At 52.0% G+C, this 18,600-nt stretch carries 12 protein-coding genes and 1 CRISPR repeat array; of the genes, 7 read left to right on the plus strand and 5 right to left on the minus strand.

The window, feature by feature from the left end; genetic code table 11:
- The first annotated feature begins 127 nt into the window (after window positions 1-127).
- The 6 genes from Q0864_RS16420 (at window position 128) to cas2 (ending at window position 9,597) form a co-directional block, all read left to right on the plus strand.
- On the plus strand, window positions 128-1,090 hold the full coding sequence (locus tag Q0864_RS16420; RefSeq protein WP_298572019.1) for a hypothetical protein: 963 nt from the start codon (window positions 128-130) through the stop codon (window positions 1,088-1,090).
- Between the two features lie 619 nt (window positions 1,091-1,709).
- Window positions 1,710-2,975 (plus strand): CRISPR-associated ring nuclease Csm6, encoded by a 1,266-nt coding sequence (gene csm6 / locus Q0864_RS16425; protein WP_298572022.1) that lies wholly within the window; start codon window positions 1,710-1,712, stop codon window positions 2,973-2,975.
- A gap of 36 nt (window positions 2,976-3,011) precedes the next feature.
- Window positions 3,012-4,307, plus strand: coding sequence for a hypothetical protein (locus tag Q0864_RS16430; RefSeq protein WP_298572025.1), 1,296 nt, complete (start codon window positions 3,012-3,014; stop codon window positions 4,305-4,307).
- A gap of 115 nt (window positions 4,308-4,422) precedes the next feature.
- The gene (locus tag Q0864_RS16435) at window positions 4,423-6,597 is read left to right on the plus strand and encodes a type IV secretion system DNA-binding domain-containing protein (protein ID WP_298572028.1); all 2,175 of its coding nucleotides are present in this window, start codon (window positions 4,423-4,425) and stop codon (window positions 6,595-6,597) included.
- A gap of 1,653 nt (window positions 6,598-8,250) precedes the next feature.
- Window positions 8,251-9,309, plus strand: coding sequence for a CRISPR-associated endonuclease Cas1 (gene cas1 / locus Q0864_RS16440; protein WP_298572031.1), 1,059 nt, complete (start codon window positions 8,251-8,253; stop codon window positions 9,307-9,309).
- Between the two features lie 3 nt (window positions 9,310-9,312).
- Window positions 9,313-9,597, plus strand: coding sequence for a CRISPR-associated endonuclease Cas2 (cas2, locus tag Q0864_RS16445; RefSeq protein ID WP_298572034.1), 285 nt, complete (start codon window positions 9,313-9,315; stop codon window positions 9,595-9,597).
- Between the two features lie 169 nt (window positions 9,598-9,766).
- A CRISPR array of direct repeats spans window positions 9,767-10,224; the repeat unit is 35 nt; unit sequence CTCGCATCCCCGCTTCGGCGGGGTTCCACTGAGAC.
- An 80-nt stretch (window positions 10,225-10,304) separates the two neighbouring features.
- Here cas2 and Q0864_RS16450 read toward each other — a convergent pair.
- The 5 genes from Q0864_RS16450 to Q0864_RS16470 are packed head-to-tail and all read right to left on the minus strand — an operon-like array spanning window position 10,305 to window position 17,479.
- Window positions 10,305-11,852, minus strand: a complete 1,548-nt coding sequence (locus tag Q0864_RS16450) for an RAMP superfamily CRISPR-associated protein (protein ID WP_298572037.1) — start codon at window positions 11,850-11,852, stop codon at window positions 10,305-10,307.
- The gene (locus Q0864_RS16455; protein WP_298572040.1) at window positions 11,852-12,433 is read right to left on the minus strand and encodes a hypothetical protein; all 582 of its coding nucleotides are present in this window, start codon (window positions 12,431-12,433) and stop codon (window positions 11,852-11,854) included. The genes Q0864_RS16450 and Q0864_RS16455 overlap by 1 nt, the downstream gene beginning before the upstream one ends.
- Complete coding sequence (locus tag Q0864_RS16460; protein WP_298572044.1) at window positions 12,430-13,986, minus strand: RAMP superfamily CRISPR-associated protein; 1,557 nt, start codon at window positions 13,984-13,986, stop codon at window positions 12,430-12,432. Before Q0864_RS16460 ends, Q0864_RS16455 begins: the two co-directional genes overlap by 4 nt.
- Window positions 13,983-15,791: an RAMP superfamily CRISPR-associated protein gene (locus Q0864_RS16465; RefSeq protein WP_298572047.1), complete on the minus strand. Its 1,809-nt coding sequence runs from the start codon at window positions 15,789-15,791 to the stop codon at window positions 13,983-13,985. The genes Q0864_RS16460 and Q0864_RS16465 overlap by 4 nt, the downstream gene beginning before the upstream one ends.
- Window positions 15,788-17,479 carry a hypothetical protein gene (locus Q0864_RS16470; protein ID WP_298572048.1) on the minus strand — a complete coding sequence of 564 codons (1,692 nt, stop codon included), beginning with the start codon at window positions 17,477-17,479 and terminating at the stop codon, window positions 15,788-15,790. The genes Q0864_RS16465 and Q0864_RS16470 overlap by 4 nt, the downstream gene beginning before the upstream one ends.
- Before the next feature lie 82 nt (window positions 17,480-17,561).
- Between Q0864_RS16470 and Q0864_RS16475 the strand changes: the two genes are divergently transcribed.
- Complete coding sequence (locus tag Q0864_RS16475) at window positions 17,562-18,539, plus strand: reverse transcriptase domain-containing protein (protein ID WP_298572050.1); 978 nt, start codon at window positions 17,562-17,564, stop codon at window positions 18,537-18,539.
- Window positions 18,540-18,600 lie beyond the last annotated feature (61 nt).

Here is an 18,600-nt window from a genome sequence, read left to right on the forward strand (position 1 = left end):
ATACCGTCACTGCAGAAATCAAAGCCGCCGAAAAAGAAGGAACCAAAAGAGCGGAAAATGAGGAAAATATAACGTTTAAACAAGACACAAATGTCATCAAACTCACTGCAGCTGAATAGGTATTGTCATGACCATTTCAATTCCCGCAATCGCAATCCCGGCGGGACACTTTTCTTTCGAAACCATCGACTTGTCGAACCCGCCACGTGAATGCCTGGTCAATGCTCTGGGTGTCGAGGTGACCGAGCCTTCTATCGCCCGTATGTGTGGGTTGGGGAATATTGATCCGCAGCACGGTCCCAACTCAACGCCAACTAGCCCTGCTGCTATTGAGGTTTGCCTCGACTATCCTTTGCCGCAGCCAGGAGCGCGTCTGGTCACAATTCTTCCAGATTTGGATTCCATTGGCGGAATGGCTGTCCTGCTGCTGCGCTCGAATGGGAGGATCCTCAGCGCTGATTTGTGCGATCGCGTGCGCCGTGTTGCTAAAGCTGATCGTTTTTCGCGAGGTACCTGGCCTGGGCCGCGAGATCTTCCACGAACTGTCGATGAAATTCTTGAAGATGGGAATGGCCTGGAGTTAGGAGCTCTGGCTCTTTGCGTGAGCGACCGCATGCGCACCCTACACGATAGGGTATGCCTAGTAGCCGACTGGCTAACTACGGGGAACATACCTGAAGTCTACACTGCAAAGATTCGCGAACCTGCCGAGCGGTTGCTGCGATCCATTCGCATCGGTTCGACGGTGTTTGAAACACATTGCGATGGTGCCATCGCCTTTGTAGCTTCGCTAGAACCGGCGGCGCTGCGGCAGGCTTATCGCTTGGCTCCGGTCATCGTCGCACTCAATCCTGCCTACAGATTTGCTTCAGGCGAACGCGGACGAAAGTTCACCATCGCTCGTTGGGCTGATGGTGACGCTGACCTAGGTATTGCTTCTCAGTACTTAGCTCGCCTCGAAAACGGGTGGGGTGGCCAGTCTGGGATCAAAGGATCGCCTCAGACGACCCCGTCTATCTTGAGTTTGGGGGAAGTCGTGAAATGCGTATGCAAAGGACTGCCTCCCGAGCCAAACACCGAAGTATCTTGACGCGCTGCTTGGAGTTGCACACGAGCACCTAGCGAGTTGAACAACTCTCTACTCAAGGGTTGAAAGCATGGAGAAACGATCCGGAAAAGGTACGCTCCTTGTTTGTGAGTCGACCAGTCTTCAATCCGCAAGTTCTTGTCTCGCACTCTAGAGAAATTAGTCCAAAGGACTTTCTTAGATCTGAAATCTATCACACCACCACATTGTTTCAGGATTGGTGCTTGATTGGAAAACAGTCCCGCAGGCTTCCGCCCAAATAAACGTGCCTTTAGATGCAGCCCAGCAATATTAGTATTGTGGATGTTTGTGTTGCCAAACTTGTCTCCTGAGCTGCAAGCGCAGAAACGGAAATACAGCGACACTGGAGCGAGCCACGACTTTGGTGATGGTGCCTACCTTCTACATATCTCCCTTGAATATGTTTCCATCGATGTCGATATTGTTCTTAGCGTGAGTGTTACTAGGATTAGCGCCAGTTTAAACTTGGGGAAAGAGCTCGTGAAGAGCTTGTGCTCAGCTTGCGCCCTAGTGAATCTGTCTGCTGACGGTCGGCATAACTAGGCGGAATTGTTAATGAGCGGTTTCATTCAAGTATTTTGCAAAAAGGTGATAATAAACAATGGAATACGTGCTACTCGCCTCTTTGGGCGGTTCATCTCAAGTCATCACCGAAACACTTTGGGCCCTCATGAACCCAGAGAAGCTCATAGATCCGGCGCACCGGAAAAGATCCCCCGTCGTCCCCGCGACTGTTCACCTGATCTCGACGGACTACGCCAACCCCAGACACTATAGCTCGGTTCAAGCACGCGATGCGGAGCTAACAGCAAAAGTGCGGGAGCTTTTTGTCCAATACGGGTATCCAATACCGGAGATCAAGATTGACCCTTTGCTCGACCCAGACAGTGGGGTGCCGCTTGAAGATATTCGGACGCAGCGCGACAATGTCATCTATGCCAATCGAGTGACGCAGGTGGTCAAAGAGTATGCAGATAGCCCTAATATTTCCATCCACATGTCCCTCGCCGGAGGGCGCAAAACGATGTCGAGCTATGATCACTCTGCCATGATGTTTTTTGGGCGAGTGCAAGATGAGATGAGCCACGTGCTAATCGAGCCAGCGAGTATGGAGCGCGCGCCTCAATTCTGGTGGCCCGACCAAGAAGATCCGCTATTAGTTCAAGTCGGCGAAGATGAAATCTCGACCTCCTCTCCGATAGCAAGAGTTGACCTAATCAATGTACCCTTCGTTCACCTTGATGTCCGATTGCCGAAAGGCGTGCCTCCTGAAGCTCTTGATCATGACAAGATCGTTGAGTTCGTGGAGTTCGAGAGAAATCAAGAAGCCATCATCATTGATGCCGAAAGATTTTGCATAACGGTCGGCGCTACCGAGGTGTTTCTAACACCTCAACAGTTTGCTTTTTTTGCACTCTTCGCTATTGCCCGCGTACAGGCCTGGCCCGGAGTGGGACCCTCGGACGAAGGTGAGGGACATAATGCATCTGGGTGGTTACATTTGCGCGATTTCAGCCACGGAGTAGAACGCGATGGCAAATCGCGGCAAAATACGCGTTCACTGGCTGTCTTGAGGCGTTTGCTGGACCGAAAATCAGACGGGGCACAACATCGCGATAATAATTTGATGGATCAAATTCTTGGTGCCTGCGTGGGAGAGACAGATCCGACAGAATCAGACAGATCTAAGTTGCGCAGGCAAATCAAAAATAAGATCGACTCACCCTTCATTCAAAGCGTGGTGCTACCGCAGACCTATACCGGTCCTAACGGCGTGAACATTGGTCTGGAAATTCCGGCACACAGGATTAAATTGATGAATTTCTCCGACGCCGAATTGAATTCAGATTATCGCGAGAAACCTTAAGAGAATAATGACGTATCAATTTTGGGGGAAGGCAGCATGTCCAGTATAGAAAATACGACCTGGCCGGAACGTTTCGTTTATGTTTGCGGTGCCGGGGGAGCGGCCACTGTAAACATTTCTCCGCTTCTCCACAGTGGCCGCAATCGGGTTCAAGGTGTTGTCATCATGAGCGCAGTTTCAAATGAAAGACAACCGACACCTACAGACTTTAGCCAGTCTATTAAGCCGACCAAACGGCTGAAGGAGTTTTGCACTCAGGTACTGAATCTTGACGGATCTCTGATCAAAGTCATTACAAAGAATTCGGATTCTCTTCGTGATTGGCAGGATGTGCTTGATGAGGCTTCCAATCTTGCTGAAGAACTCGATGCGGAGATTGTTTTTAACGTTACTGGCGGAAGAAAGCCTGCGACACTTGGAGCGCTTCTCGGGTATCGTCCATTAAATCCCCAGTCGCCACGCCTTTCACTGATTTCGATTGGTCATGCACCTTTTCAGGCGCGTTTGATTAGAATTACTAAAGATGGCGATATTCAGGAAAACTTGTTGCCAATTGAAGATCGGCTGAGGATTGGATCCTACCTGCACAGCTATGGGGTGACGGAACTCGCCCCGGAAAGCCGCTTGGTGTTTGAAAGCTTCCTAGTTGACTCCATCCCAGCGACGAAAGCGATTGGGCAGATTGCCTATAGTGAAAATGGCGGCAAAAAATTCTCCGTTCTATATCAGTCACTTATTAGATCCGACAAGGCCGCACGTGAAGGTCGAGAGTTTAGACCTTATTCAGTCACACTTCCGAGGCCATTCTTGAAACCTGCTTCCCGTCTTTCGGGAGTCGAGATCCAGTCAGATGATTACGTCAAAGTTGAAACAGAAATAGCTCACGATTTTCTCCTTGGAAAATGGCTGGAAGCGTCGATCTTCAACAAAGCGATTGAAGTATTTGAGGGTTATAACGACGTAGAAATCGCAGCTGGATTGCGGCTGGGAATGATGAGCAATCGAAAATCGAAGCCAGATGTAACAGAATTCGACCTCGCTATTCTAGCGGAAGAGCGCCTTGATCTAGTTGAGGCTAAAGCAACCTTTGGGAAAGCAGGTCGCACAAAGCTTCACGGATCGATCGACAAGCTAGCAAAGTACCGCAACCAACTGTCAGGGCAGTCTGGTAAGGCGTGGCTGATCGCACCTTTGCTATCCTTTGAGGATCTGGCGGCCATAGATGCAATCGATCACGCAAACAATGAAGGTGTGCGACTGATATGGGGTGCAAATGCTGTCAAAAAGTTCGGCAATGAACTAATGGCTAGCTACGGCATTAAGGACCGCTGACATCACCAGAGCTTCGCCATAGGCCTCTCCTTATTCTCAGCACTGGCAAGCTTGCAACGGCAATAGCCTGAGCTCAGTTTTGTTAGATCTTTTCCTATTAGAACAGGAGAAGTTGATGCAAGAGAAGCTCATCCGACCACAAGAACGGGCCCCGACGGAAACCGTCGCTAACTTCAAACTCAAACCTGTCACCCACCTAGTTGCCACGTCCCAATCGGGGAGAAACTCTTCGTTGTGGACGCTGGCGGAGTACCTTAGCCCCTTGGAGACCCTTTCGCTGGCGTTTTACTGCTGTCCTGGCGAGACGGACACAGGTGCGATCTCTGGCTCAATTCACCGCGATCCAGGTGAAACTGCATGTTTAGCACGAGCAGATTCTTGTGAAGCAATACCAGTTGGGATTACCCCTGAATCGGTGCGCGATGCGCTTGCTCTCGGTTTCCCTGGTTTTAGGCCAGAAACCTGGTCGTCACCAAATCTGCCATATCGTCATCACATCGAGATATCTGGGATCGCTGTGAATTTGACTAACTATGAGACGCCCCGCAAGAAACGGTTGCGCGTCTTCGACTCCCCCCCATCCGAGGTTGTACGTTTGTCAAACATTCCACTTGGTGGTCTGCGAATCGACGAAGCGCTTGCTGCAATCTTCGCAATGGAGCAAAAAGTCGAGCTACGTCTCGGGCTAAAACGGCGCATCCTTGAGGCATATGAGCTACGACGCCTAGAGAAGGCCCATGTTCAGTTATCCTCTGAAATGAGCAACCCTACCCGTGGTTCTGAACGATTTGATGAACACACTAAACAAAGACATCAAATAGAGGAGTTCATCAAAGCGCGTTCAGTAATTCAGCTTGAACTAAGCCTTGGTTCCCAGCGTGTAATCGATCCGGTTGTTGCTGGGGTAATCCGCAAAGCTCTACTTCCTTTCGACACGCTCACATCAACTACCGAAGCAGCGGAGTTTTCTCTGGCAAACACCGTTCGCGAGAATTCAACGGAAAGACCTTCGCTTGTCCCTGATCCGCGTACACTTCGCCTTCTAGGTTTTCGGCGTGATCAAACTCCTGACCGCCAACCGGGCGATCTGGCAATCGAGCTTGGCACCGACGATCGCGGCAATCGCGTCTCATTACTTCGCCGAGATGCCGCACAACATGTTTACCTAACGGGAATGACGGGAACCGGAAAGAGCACTCTAATCTCCAATATGATCCGTCAAGACTTGAAGCACGGATATGGTGTTCTGCTCATAGATCCTCACGGTGATCTGTATGAGCAGGTGGCTGGAATTGTTCAGTCATATACCAAACAAACTTCGGCGATCTTGGCCAATGCTGGGGACTTTCAAGATCCATTTGGGCTCAACCTTCTGGAGACGGATGGGAGTGGACCTGTTTCTGTACAGCAGAACTTCATAGCCAACCAAATGAATTCCCTTTTTCAGAACGTTCTGTATGAGGGAGCTCCGGAAGCATTCGGGCCGATGTTTTCAACATTCTTCCGCAATGCGTTGATTTTACTAATGAACGCTGAAGGTAGAAGTGCAAATCTCGCCGACTTCGATCGGGTTTTTTCCGACTCTTCATTTCGGCGGGATCTCCTTTCGCGATGTGATGATGAAATGGTCGTCCGCTTTTGGAATGGAATCGCCTTGAAAGCCGGTGGAGATGCATCACTCGAAAACATCGCGCCCTACATCGTCTCCAAGCTTACCCAGTTTACCGGCAACCCTGTGGTCCGGCCGATCATCACATCGCGCCATTCCACCTTGGACTTTGATGCTGTGCTGAATGATGGTGTCCCTTGCCTGGTGAACTTGGCCAAAGGGGCGGTAGGGGAGACGGATTCCATGCTGCTCGGTGGAATTATCGTAATCCGCCTTTTTGCGGCAGCTATGGCTCGCGCCAACCTGCCAGTAGAAAAACGCAGGCCCCTCCGGGTCTACCTCGATGAGTTCAGCAGTTACGCCACCAGCACTCTCGGCCAAATGCTCGCAGAATGCCGAAAATTCGGGATAGAGCTCGTTCTCGCCAATCAGGGCCTCGGCCAGATAGATGGCCATGGTCAAGGCAAGAACATCGCCCACGCCATTCTCGCCAACGTAGGCTCGACGCTTGCATTTAGGATCGGGCCCGATGACGCGCATCGCCTGCAGGATTGGTACGCTCCACAGATCTCTCCGCAAACACTTATGCACCTGCCAAATCACTCCTTTGCGGCAAGACTGCTTGAACAGGGCGCACCACAGCCCATCCGAAAGGTTCGGGCCGATCCTGTGGGGGATTGAGGCATCTTGATGTTGCCTCCCCTTCGATCAGCCTTGGAACTGCATTGAGAATTTGCCATTCTCTCAGCATTTCCACGCAGGTGAATTGGGATTAACAGGCATTCGAACTATGGCTCAGACCGCTCCTAATACCCTTTCTTGGAAGCTTGAAGGCAATAGACTTCCCAACGTTAAGGTCACGATGCGCGTTGCTGAGGCTGCGCGAGCTATGGTGATGCGCGAACAGCTGAGGCAAACGGGTAGTGAAATATTGCCGGATTGCCTGCATAGGCCCGCCGAGAAAAGCGTCCATACTCCGCACCAGCATGCCTATTGGCTCCCCGAGGACAGGGACTGTGATGGTCTTATCGACCATCTGACGGTTCACGTTCCAGCGGGCTTCACCCGCGACGCCGAAAACCTTCTGGTTACTCCAGGCCCGTTGATCGTGAATCGAGCCGGGTGTTTTAAGTTGGCAGCCGCTGAGGTTTCCGAGGCGCTTATGGGCTCTAGCCGGGCATGGGTTTCTGTGACGCCCTTCTTTGGGCCACGGCACGCTTGGAAGGAGCGGTCGCAAAAGAACACGGCACGTAAACCCAAGCGTGGGCGTGAAGCTGCGCAACAACTACAGTTTGAGCTTTCCCGATTGCGAGGAACCAAAGGGGGCCAACTACCTGCTGCTGAAATACGTTCAAGCCAGTTTGTTTCCCCCCCTTTGGCGCACAGGTATCAGATTACGCAAAAGCGGTTGGGTACTTTGGTGGATCCAGTGGGTGGATTCTTCTGCGTTGAGTTCGAAGCTCCAGTGAGTGGGCCGCTTTCAGTGGGATTGGGCGCTCATTTCGGCCTTGGGCGGTTCCAACCATTTTGGGCCGCAGGCCCAGTTTACTCGTCTGAGAGATAGAAAACACAATCTCGGAGGGTGGATAAACGTCGAACCTATTGACTTGAAAGGAAAAAAGAGACAGGATCGATGTGCAAGCTCTTTGAAATCGCTGAATTTCTTCAGATTCTCTGGAGGGTGGAAAAAAGTTCTGATTCCGCTCGCAATATCAAAGACTTCTAGAGGTGCTCTATCACCCCCACTTCGGTGGGGGTTTCCACTGAGACGCGTCGGGCGCACGTTGGCAATACGCAACTCGCCGACTATCACCCCCACTTCGGTGGGGGTTCCACTGAGACAAGATAGTCCAAGTAAGGCTGGTAACGAAGGTAAGCTATCACCCCCACCGAAGTGGGGGCTATTTTCAAGCGAAAGAAAGGAGAGAATATGGATGTCGAGCGCATTTAACGCGTCTTGTAGATCGCTTGCGAGCGGATTTGGAAAGTGTCCCTATCATCAATTTGAAACACCATTTGGCCCTGAATGCCATAAGAGCTCAGCCTTACAGGCTTAACTAAAAGGGAGATGCCGCTGAAATTTTAGGTGCCATCGAAGGAAAGCCAGGCGCGCTCAAAATACTCCAAGAGAGCTCAGACGATTAGATAGGCTTTGCTATCTACACTCTGCCTTGTGGCGACACCACGTGACCTAACCGCTTTCCTCAGTGACATGACACTTGTTCATTTGCGCGCTGATCTTGGCGAAACGCATTAGTGCCGCAAGCTTGCAAACCCTGCGTGTCTGCTGAAAACCGCGCACCCTATCACCTAAACGCAAGATAGGAGAAAGAGATGTTTGCTTTCCGTTGGTTCCTCGCAAAGGAAGACCACACTGAAGAAATCGAGGAGATTGTCGCCGACGAGCCTCGCTTACCACTCCACATTCTTGCCCATGATGCAGCTCTCTCGGTCGACAACGGTATGCTTGAAATCGATTCAGAAGATGAGTGCCGCAGAGTCCGATTGGATGAAATCTCGCTTGTCGCCCTACACGGTGGATCTAGAATCACAGTCCCCTGCCTGAATATGCTGGTCCAGAATTCGGTGCCGCTGATCCTGCATTCCCGAAACGGGTATTACCGTGGGCAACTTCTTGATCTATCTGCTTCGCATGGCGCGGTCCGACGTGCGCAGTACGCTGCAGCTGCGGACGAGCGCATGGTGCTAGCGCTTTCAAAGGGCTTAATTGAGGGAAAGCTTCTAAACACTGCTCGGGTTGCCAAGAGGCGTCTTGGTGCCCGCTCGAGGATTGCACGAGCGCTAATCAAGGCATCCCGGTCAGCCAGGAAATGCCGCACTCTCTCCAGTCTGCGTGGGGTTGAAGGGGCAGCAGCTGCTGCATGGTATGGCGCCTGGCCTGAGTTCCTGTCCGACAGCGATGAAATATTCGTTTTCTCTGGTCGCAACCGGAGACCAGCACAGGACGCCACAAACGCCCTACTCTCCTATCTGTATGCCGTTGTTGCGGGTACCGCCTCTGCAGCGTCGGCATCTGCCGGCTTTGATCCGAACGTAGGATTCTTTCATGCCGAACGACCAGGGCGACCGGCTCTGGCGCTTGATCTGGTAGAGCCTTTGCGACCAGCTGTTGTCGATACGGCAGTTATCGCAGCGATCCGCAATCGGGAGTTTTCGGATGCGTCGTTCGTAACCCAATCTGATGGTTCCGTTCGGCTTTCAGATGAAGGCCGCCGCCGGGCACTGGACATTCTGGAGCGACGGCTATCGACAACGTTTCGCTATGATGGCACCGAGATGACATGGCGCGCTGCAATCAGCCACCATGCTGTTCTCATGGCGAAAGCGCTTCGCGAGGGTAGCACCTCACTACCTCTGCTTTTGCCGAGATAAACAGTGCCTCGAAGATTTTACATCGTAAGCTACGACATCCGCGATCGAAAGCGTTGGCGTCGCGTTTTCGCCCTGATGGACCGACGCGGCGAACATCGTCAGCTTTCAGTATTCTTGGTGAAAACCGATAATTCCGGGCTGCGAAGCTTAGTAAACGCCTTAGCGGAAATCATCGATCCGACCGAGGATTCGGTTATAATTGCCGCCGTAGGTCGAAGTACAGATAGTCAGATGATAGAATTGGGTGCCAAGGGGCCGATGCCTGGAGCAGAGGTTCTAATAATCTGAATTCAGAGCTTTCGGAGGGTGGACAAGCGACGAACCTATTGACCTGAAAGGAAAAAAGAGACAAGTTTCATGTGCACGCTCTTTGAAATCGCTAGAATTTCTCAGAATCACCGGAGGGTGGATAAAAGTTCTGATTCCGCCTGTGATATCAAAGGCTTCTAGAGGTGCCCTCGCATCCCCGCTTCGGCGGGGTTCCACTGAGACCAAGTTTCATCTCTTTCTCCTTTCGATGAATTCGATTGTCGACTCGCATCCCCGCTTCGGCGGGGTTCCACTGAGACACGTTGGTGATGGTGTTTGACCTAATGACTGCCAACTCGCATCCCCGCTTCGGCGGGGTTCCACTGAGACTTTTAAGATATGGTTCTGGTCATGTTTTCCGTCAGCTCGCATCCCCGCTTCGGCGGGGTTCCACTGAGACTTGATTCCAAGATAGTAAGACACAATCAGACGTCTCGCATCCCCGCTTCGGCGGGGTTCCACTGAGACCAGGAGCAAGCTGATGCTTACCATTCGTCGACGCCTCGCATCCCCGCTTCGGCGGGGTTCCACTGAGACATTTGGTACTCCACAATGGGGAGGCAGTAGCCCGCTCGCATCCCCGCTTCGGCGGGGGGGCTTACACAGCGTGCCGACTATCGCAACAAGAAAAAAACCCCCGGAAGCGCATAAGCTTCCGGGGGTTTTAACGTAGGTGTCACAGTACGCTATTCGACGACCAGGTCTTCCGAACGCACCTGCACCTCTTCCCCGGTTATCATGTTCCGAACACGAACGTTTTCGCCAACCTGTGCGTCTTCCAGCAATTCAAACGAGTCTTCCGTAACACGGTGATAGTACGAATTCCCATCCGATCGTCGAAACAGAATACGGCCTCCTCCGATGGCGGCGGCAGACGATGAACTATGTGAGGTTACACGACCTGCGCTATTCTCGATACCGCCCGCCCTTTTGGGTTCGTGCCCCCCTTCGACATAGTCTTCTAGGAAATACTTACCAGTCTTTGCACGCTGATACGTGTCTTGCTCGGTAAAACCCAAATCCCGGTGATGTTCAGTAAGATCTTTCGGCCCTAGCGGCATATATGCTAATTGTTGATGCTTATTGATTTCAGGATCAGAGGCTTTCAGCAACGCTTTCACTTGTACTGTGTCTTTCCACGTCCCTTGGTTCGCACGATTATAGGATTCCTGCATGTATGCTTCGAAGTCGTTGACGAATTTCATTGCCGACTTTTCACTGTCAGTACAGGAAAGATGGACCGATATAGAAACCTCCCCCAACCCGTATGGCTTGCCCATGCCCAGACGGTGGTGTCGGTGCACACCGGTAGTATCCGCCGCCAGGGCGTCAATCTCACCGTAAGTAAGGGTCCAAAGAAGTGCTCCGAGTTCAACCGGGCGCAAATTGTGGAACGTTAATGGAATTTCAAACACGGTACTCTCTGGAACCGGATGCAAAGCTGTTTGAACCAACTTGTTCTTCGCAATTTTTCTGGGCAGTCGTGGGAGTGTTATTGGAGAGGCATCGGGGTAGGATGACGGCCAGATCTTGATCCCAGCCAGCTCGGGCTGTGAACGATAGTTGGGGCCAGGTTGGGGCGAAAAAGTTGCAAAGTCACTTCCTCTATTTAGCCTGCCACCCACTCCTTCTTGGCGAACGTATATACCCTCATAACTGGGCTTTGGCTCCGCCAACACGGCTGGGTTCCTAAAATGTGAGGTTGGCTTCCTTGAAGTTGCTCGCCCGACACCAAACCAAGCTCTGCGTTTCAAACCCTTTCCATTATTGCCTTCTGCAGCGCACCCGAAAATGAGGCTCGCCATATCAAGCGACGCCGTCTCTGCAGCCTGCTTATGCTGCGGATTGCTAAATTCTAGAAGTTCGTGTGAGCTTTTGGAATGAGTGATTTTTCGGCGGTTTTCGCGGCCTGTCACTTTACGATCCTCAATCACGTCTCCAAGACGGCCGAAGCATGCGATTTCAAGAATCGAGCGACACATCCCTTGCATGCTAGAAGGAGGAATCGCGTAATCATCCCCTATTTTGAATGGCCACACAGCTCCTTCGCGCTCTTCAGTCGCTGCCCGGCGCTCGCCGCCTAAAAGTGTAGGCGTAATCGTCCTGAGAAAGACTACTACCTTTCCAGAAACACCATCGGAAAAGGGCACGTCATGCGTTGCCAGATGCCCCCAGTTTGGTTCATGGACCCAACGATTTATGCGTGCAAACCGAAAAGGCGATTTGACAGCCATCACTTAATCTCCTCGTTCGAGAAACCAACAAAACGCGAGAACGTCTGCTCAACCGCATGGGGATCGGAGGTGTCATTGCCAGCCCAATATACAGCGTACATCAACATTTGGTTTGGTAGGTACTTTGGGTTCCCCAGCGCAGCAGTGTCTTGTTTGATGAATGGCCATTCTGCTGGGGACAGTTGAGAGGTTTCATCAATTTGCCGTTCCTCATACTGCCAAATGAGCGCAGTGCCAGGGTTGAGCGGATCCAATCTGAGTTGAAATGATTGGGATTCTCCATCCATCCACTCTGCAAAAACTGGGGGGCCAGCGCGCCGATAGTTTTTGACAGAGATGGAACCGCTCCATTGAACCTCGGAGCGAAAGCGCACCCAGCCTTGCATTTCTGGATGTTCGAGAATTTCACACATCTCGTTGTAGAGTTTCTCGTCCGACACGCGTTGTTCCGGTCCATGGACTTTGACGGCTACGAGATTGAGCTCAGGCAACTCTTCCAACTGTAGTGAGCGAAGAACCTGATAATCTACCGCGAGCTTGCGGAGGCTTTCTAATGGCACCGAGGTTTTAAAGCGGTTCATTGTCCTGCAACCTCCGTGGCACTGTTGAGCCCAACGGATAGAGCTGCAGAAACCCATTCGTCCCTATTCTCACCACTCCAAGAAATATTTCCCCGACAAACGCCAAGACTCTTGGCACCGACCGGCAAGCTCTCAGAGCAAAGATCTTTCAATGCCTTTAGGAAACAGCTCACCACACTAGCATCCCATCCAGCAACGGTTCCCTCGCGATCCGCTGGGTTAAGCGGAGGACGAATGCTCAATTCCAAGCCGGCCTTGGCCCCTATCAACCACTCTTCTTCATACAGTGCGCCATCTATTGTGCCTCCGGTAAAACGATCAATTGCATTGTGTTGGACTGTTTTTAGAGCCCCACCTTCGAGTGTGGCTTCACCCACCGTTAGGCGAGAAGCTGAGCCAGCTTCATCCTTTTCATCGGCGTCCTTGGACTTTCCTAAAAAATCAGAGAGCATTTCAGGTCGAGCTGCAAGGTTGGTAAGCTTTGCCATTTGGTCTTCTCTACCAAGCTCCAAGAACTCATCCACACTCAATGTTTTCCCGGCATCCTTCCGAGCATAGAAAAGCATGCGGTGTGCAAGAGGGCCGCGGAGCCCAGAACCAGTAAGTGGAAAGTGCATCGAAATCGTTGCTTGCTTTGAACAACTCCAATCAAAATAGGGTTCACGCAAAACGCGCAGCAAGTTGTTTTCTCTCTCTGAGGCGACATTCACAGCGTCGTCGCTACTTCCGATTCGCAGCGCATCGTCGAAGGTCAATGATAAGGTTGCTACTGTAGTGTCGGCTTCTGGCGGTGCAAACGCATCCTGGGAAAGAGCATCGTCTGCGAGCGGTTCGCTCGGCGCTTGCGCAAGGATTTTGCGCAGTTCGCGAGTTTCTTGTGCTGCAATTGATTGACAGCTTGCACGAACAACCTTGCACTTCCCCCAACCAATTCCCGTACCGGACCCTAGTCTAAAACGGCTATGGCGAAGTAGCCTTCCAACTTCCAGTAGGAGAGCCAATTTTTCCGCCCCGCCGCGTGCTAGAAATTCGATTGAAAAACGAGTTCCAACGGGAACAGCAATCCTCGCAAATTTCTTCTTCTCTTCGACGCTATGCGTTTCGGACAGGGAGACACGGTCTCGCCAGATCGGAGCATCGCTCAGGAGAAGCTTGAGAACCGAGTCCGTTTCCAAATCTCTTTGCTCTAGCCCGACGATAGCCCTGTCCTGAGAATCGTGAATGCACCCCCAGGAAATTGACAGTCCAGAGGATCGGCCGCTTCCATCACTATCTTCGTAGCCGAAGACTTCCCGCACACGCTCTTCTCCCGCAACCTCGTGCATCAGGTGGCGAAGGATTCCTTGTGTGGAGCTGCCCGGGATTGTTGGCAAACCATTGGCATCCCGAACAATGGCAGTAGCTATCACAGTGTCGGCATCATTTGCATTTCCAAATCCGGCGCCGGCCCTATCTGTCAGTTTGATCTTTCGCTCAACGGCTCCACTAGCCCCGATGGAAATGGGAGTTTCGGCCTGCAAGGTTACGCGCATAATGTGAACGGAAAAACTCATCTCGCGACCTCCTTAGTTGCATTTCTCCTTCGAACGATCCAGTTGCTCAACCCACCGGATCTTTCTCCACCACCTTCTGGAGTGGTTGAGTCTGTGAAAACAGAACCATGACCCGATAATGTGGGTAACCTGTAGTCTTCCTTGAGTTTTTCTTCCGACAAGAACAAAGGGTTAATCCAAATTCGACCGAAACCAATGTGAGTGTTGTCACCGACCAGTCTGACTCCCCCACCTGTGCTTTCAGCAGTTTCACCATCCAGAAGGCAATAGGTTAGGACGCTCCCTGCTTCGATCACAAGGCGTTCAAGGTCGCGTCCACCCAAGGTACCATTCCAAGGAGCATGTCGACTGAGCGAAACAAAGCTTTCTTCCGGCAAGAACTCCAAGTTGCCAGGGAGGCCAAGATCGGAGGCTGATGGATGACTTGTTGGCATTCCATTCCTGTCGATTGGTGCAATATCTGACATGGCCAATACTTGAACCCTTCGATCAAGTGGCGCTGATGGATAGTTCACATCTCCTTCGAGAGGCCGCACTAGAGAACACTTGAATTGGCCACCGTAGCCGGTCCGCTTTCCTCGCCCGAGGCTGAGCGTGATCCCATGGAAAGACTCCAGAATCCTTTTCCAGTCTGCATCGCAGATGTCGCCGACCCGCTCGATTTCAACATAGAACCGTTTGGTGCCGTTAGTTTGCAGATGCTGGTAACCAAACAACTTTGATCGCTCTACTCTTCCCTTTTCTGTCGCAGTGCGAAGTCTCTGCCCGTGTTCGAGGTCTAATGTGGTACCATCCGATACCAAGAATTCGTGCTTGAGGGGTTCGAACTGGATGTTCTTATCGCCCTCAGATTTGGGGGCACCTATACACACGACTTTGAGATCAAGCTTAACATCGTTCCTCACCTTGGCGTCTTTCGGAGCGAATAGATTTTTGGGGAAGGGAACCCCGATCCGTCCGTCTTCCAAGACGGGCATTGGGGTTCCGAACTTTACAGCCCCAGAGTGAAAAACAGCGAAGGGATCATTGAAATTAGAATAAGGACCTCGCTGTGCACACCATCCTAACAATGATGCACCAGTGGGCGGCTTGGTTCGGTGCGGCGCCTCTGTCGCGGCACGCTCACTAAAGATCGCAGATCGTGTTTGGACTAGTATCATCCCGACCTTTTTGGCCCGCAAATGCTCTTCCGGCACATCGGGAATGGCAACAGGCGTGGGTTTGCGTTCCTCCACTCGGGCAGTTACGCGCCCAAAGCCGTCAAATTTACCTTTGCCAAACGCCGGTGTCGCAGCCATGGCCATGTCGAGCAACGCAACCCAATTGTCAGGGGGGCTCGCGGGGGAATCCCAAGTAATTTTCCCTTCAATGGTAGTGGGGACAGCTGCCTCGGTTGCACGCAAACTATGATCCGCCGCAATGCCCTTGCAGGTAATGCGCGTCGCTGCAATTCTTTCAAACAGAAGGTCGGTAGCCCCCTTTAGTTCTGCTTTTTGCCTTTCCGATACGCAGGCATCCTCACCAAATCTCAGAGCGCCGTCGGGGCCACCTTCACCATTTTCTTTTCTGGAGCCGAACAAAAGCGCGACATCAATCTTGGACCAACCGCAGCCTTCTTCAGCAAGCATCTCCGCCGTTTCTCGCAGTGTGCCCTTAACTTCGCTCATCGGCATGGCAGGAAAACCATCTTTGTCGCGATGGCATACGACGTCCTGTTTTCGCCCTCTACCACCTCCGGTTCCAGAGAGCCACCAGGACTTGAACTCAAGAATGACCCGCACTTCAGTGCTTACCGAACCACTCATTCTGTGAGTCTCCTTTGCTCTTGAACAACGCCAATGTCGATCAGTTCCAACGCATCGCTGATATAGGGCAATGCTTCGTCCATCTGGGGCCAATCATTCTCTTGCAAAGTATTTAGGCCCAACCCAGAAAATCCTGAGCGCAAGTCGTCTTCCGCAGCTTCCGTTTCTGCAGCAACAGCTAGGAAGCGCTTCCAGGTGCGGAGCGCTGTATGAGTTCCGTCGTACCGATTGCTTAGAGCTTCATAGAGTTTTCCGAGGCCAGGGATCGCATTCAAGGTCTTTGCTAAGCGCAAGAGATCGTTGTAACCACAATGTCCTGCCGCGTGATCACCGACGCCATAAGGGCCTGCGGAAAGGAAACGACCATCAAAGGTCTTGTGCTCACGCTCTCGGTACTCGGTCTCGAATGCCTCATCGATTGTCGATGTGATCACCGAAAACGTGATGAGCGATGGATATGGTGCCTTACCAGCAGCCTTAGCGTACTTCTTGGCAAATCTACACATACCCTCTGCCATATTATGGGCAGCAAGGAACGGATGCCCAGAAGACACAATCGCAACACCGGCGCAAGCGGTGAGACCCGCGCGCGGCACGTTCTGCCAGCCCATTTCACCGAATACACGGAACGTTTCAGTTTCGATGTTTTCCAGCAAGGCTTTGGTAAATGGCATAGCAAGATCCGCCCGCACAATCACCGTTATGTCGTCTCCTCCAAGCACGACAGGGCGTGCTGGGGGAATGCACACATCCGGAGAGGTTCGAGTGTTCGGTCCGAACAGCGTCTCGAAACCTTTATCACCGGCAATGGCTGAGAACGGCAATACAGTATCAATACATGCCTGCCGGACAGCAGCCGCAATGCACTCCTCAATACGCGTTGCTACCTCGAATAGTGCATCTTCTGATGTAGCCTGATCTGCAATTTCGCGATAGATTTGTCCAAGCCCCGAAATATCGGCGTGGACAATTGCAACTCGACGATCCGCTGTCCAGTTTTGAGCTTTACTAGAAACACCAAGAGGAAATGCCGGATTGGTTCGGCTGGCATCACGCGTCTCGAAATGACGCGGAAATCGATAGTTTTTGTTGGTATCATCTTTAGGTAGGAATGCCTGGGCGAGCGTGTCTTCCTGACCGCTTGTTTTGAGTGCTCTTGTAAGGCTCCGTTCACGATCCACTTGCGCCTTTGTCACGACGTCAAGTAGGATCAATGCCCCTCCGCGGTCTTCTTCTTCCACGGCGACCCGCCCGGTGCGGGGGTTGAAACGTGTCAGCGGGCCACCTGCTGGCAGAAGGAAAGCGGCAGTGTTTTTCCGGACACCAGACTGTGAGGAATAAGCCTTGTCGCGCGCTTTGTTGAAATCGGAAGCCTGAACGGGATCGCAGTCAGTGTATGGCATCCCCGGAGCAACCAACCCAACCGCAAGCCGCCACAATGCGCGGAAACGATCTAGATCTTCACGATTATCCGCGTGCATACAAAAGGAGCCGCCAGATCGCCGTGAAAACTTAACGTCTCCAATTTTTGCGGCCGCCAGCACACCCGAGATCAGGTCGTTTTCGTTGGATCGGCTGAGAGAGGCGATAAGGTCGCTGGCTCCGATCAGGTCCTTGAGACGACCAGAATCCAGAATGTATCGTTGAATTCCTTTGGCTTCGAAAAGATAGCACCAAGATGGGTTCATAAAATACCTCATGCAATTACCACCACTCTAGGCTGTGCAAAAAGAAAGCGTCAAGCGGACAGGACTGCGCAAGTGTGACACAATGCGCTTGTTGGAAAACTACCAGAGAGAGGGCGCCTTTTTCGGCTCTGCAAGCTTGCAATCTCAGAATTCACCGATTGGCTTCGCAAAGCTGCGGGCAATCGGGGGACAGAAAATGTTTGAACAGCTATGCCATGTAGACACTCTTCACCTTGCCTGGAAAAAGGTCCGCTCAAATGGTGGCGCAACCGGAGGCGATGGTGAAACGGCTCGAGAGTTTTCCCGGAATCTCGAAATGCGCATTCTGGCACTGTCCTCGGCACTTCGGAAAGGCAGGTATCGCCCTGGCCGCCTGGCCACAGTCAAAATTCGAAAACCAAACGGACAGCCACGGCTGCTTCGCATACCTGGACTGGCTGACCGCGTGGCTCAGACTTCATGCCATATGGTTCTATCGACGAAACTGGACCGAAGGATGTCGCGGGATAGTTTTGCCTACAGGCCTGCGCGGTCTGTAAGAGATGCTTTGAACCGGCTCGACAAACTGGCGCCTAGGAATGCTTGGGTGCTTGATGCCGATATTCGCGCTTTCTTCGATAGGGTTCCGCATGGGCCATTGCAAGATGAGCTTGGAATCTGGATTTCTGACCCTCGGATCATGCACCTAATCATGCTCTGGCTGCGATCTTTTGGGAAGGGTCGCAGTCTGGCGCAGGGGGCTCCGATATCTCCATTGCTGGCGAACATGGCTCTTCACCCCCTCGACATGGCGTTCTCGTTTCGAGATATACCCTTCGTACGATACGCCGACGATTTTGTTGCGCTCGGTAAATCCAGAAAAGACGTTGATCGGGTCCGAGCAGTGGCTCAAAAGGTGCTGCGCCGACGTGGCCTCGAACTCAACCATGAGAAAACACAGATTATGAAGCTGAGTGAGGGCATTCACTTTCTTGGGCAAGATTGTCGTTGGAAAACAAGGCCTTCGTGGAAGTCATCTGCGCGATCGGAGGGTGGTCAACCACGCAAACCCTTGACATGAAAGGAAGAATGGGGATGACTTATCTGCGAAGCTCTTTGAAATCGCTGGAAAAACGCAAAAT

The sequence above is a fragment of the uncultured Aliiroseovarius sp. genome, from assembly GCF_947497285.1.
Taxonomy (GTDB): Bacteria; Pseudomonadota; Alphaproteobacteria; order Rhodobacterales; family Rhodobacteraceae; genus Aliiroseovarius.

Coding starts and splice junctions, on each gene's coding strand:
- Q0864_RS16450 (WP_298572037.1), bottom strand. CDS start 11,852: ATGGCTGTCAAATCGCCTTTTCGGTTTGCACGCATAAATCGTTGGGTC.
- Q0864_RS16470 (WP_298572048.1), bottom strand. CDS start 17,479: ATGAACCCATCTTGGTGCTATCTTTTCGAAGCCAAAGGAATTCAACGA.
- Q0864_RS16430 (WP_298572025.1), top strand. CDS start 3,012: ATGTCCAGTATAGAAAATACGACCTGGCCGGAACGTTTCGTTTATGTT.
- Q0864_RS16465 (WP_298572047.1), bottom strand. CDS start 15,791: ATGAGTGGTTCGGTAAGCACTGAAGTGCGGGTCATTCTTGAGTTCAAG.
- Q0864_RS16435 (WP_298572028.1), top strand. CDS start 4,423: ATGCAAGAGAAGCTCATCCGACCACAAGAACGGGCCCCGACGGAAACC.
- Q0864_RS16460 (WP_298572044.1), bottom strand. CDS start 13,986: ATGAGTTTTTCCGTTCACATTATGCGCGTAACCTTGCAGGCCGAAACT.
- Q0864_RS16420 (WP_298572019.1), top strand. CDS start 128: ATGACCATTTCAATTCCCGCAATCGCAATCCCGGCGGGACACTTTTCT.
- Q0864_RS16475 (WP_298572050.1), top strand. CDS start 17,562: ATGCGCTTGTTGGAAAACTACCAGAGAGAGGGCGCCTTTTTCGGCTCT.
- cas1 (WP_298572031.1), top strand. CDS start 8,251: ATGTTTGCTTTCCGTTGGTTCCTCGCAAAGGAAGACCACACTGAAGAA.
- Q0864_RS16455 (WP_298572040.1), bottom strand. CDS start 12,433: ATGAACCGCTTTAAAACCTCGGTGCCATTAGAAAGCCTCCGCAAGCTC.
- csm6 (WP_298572022.1), top strand. CDS start 1,710: ATGGAATACGTGCTACTCGCCTCTTTGGGCGGTTCATCTCAAGTCATC.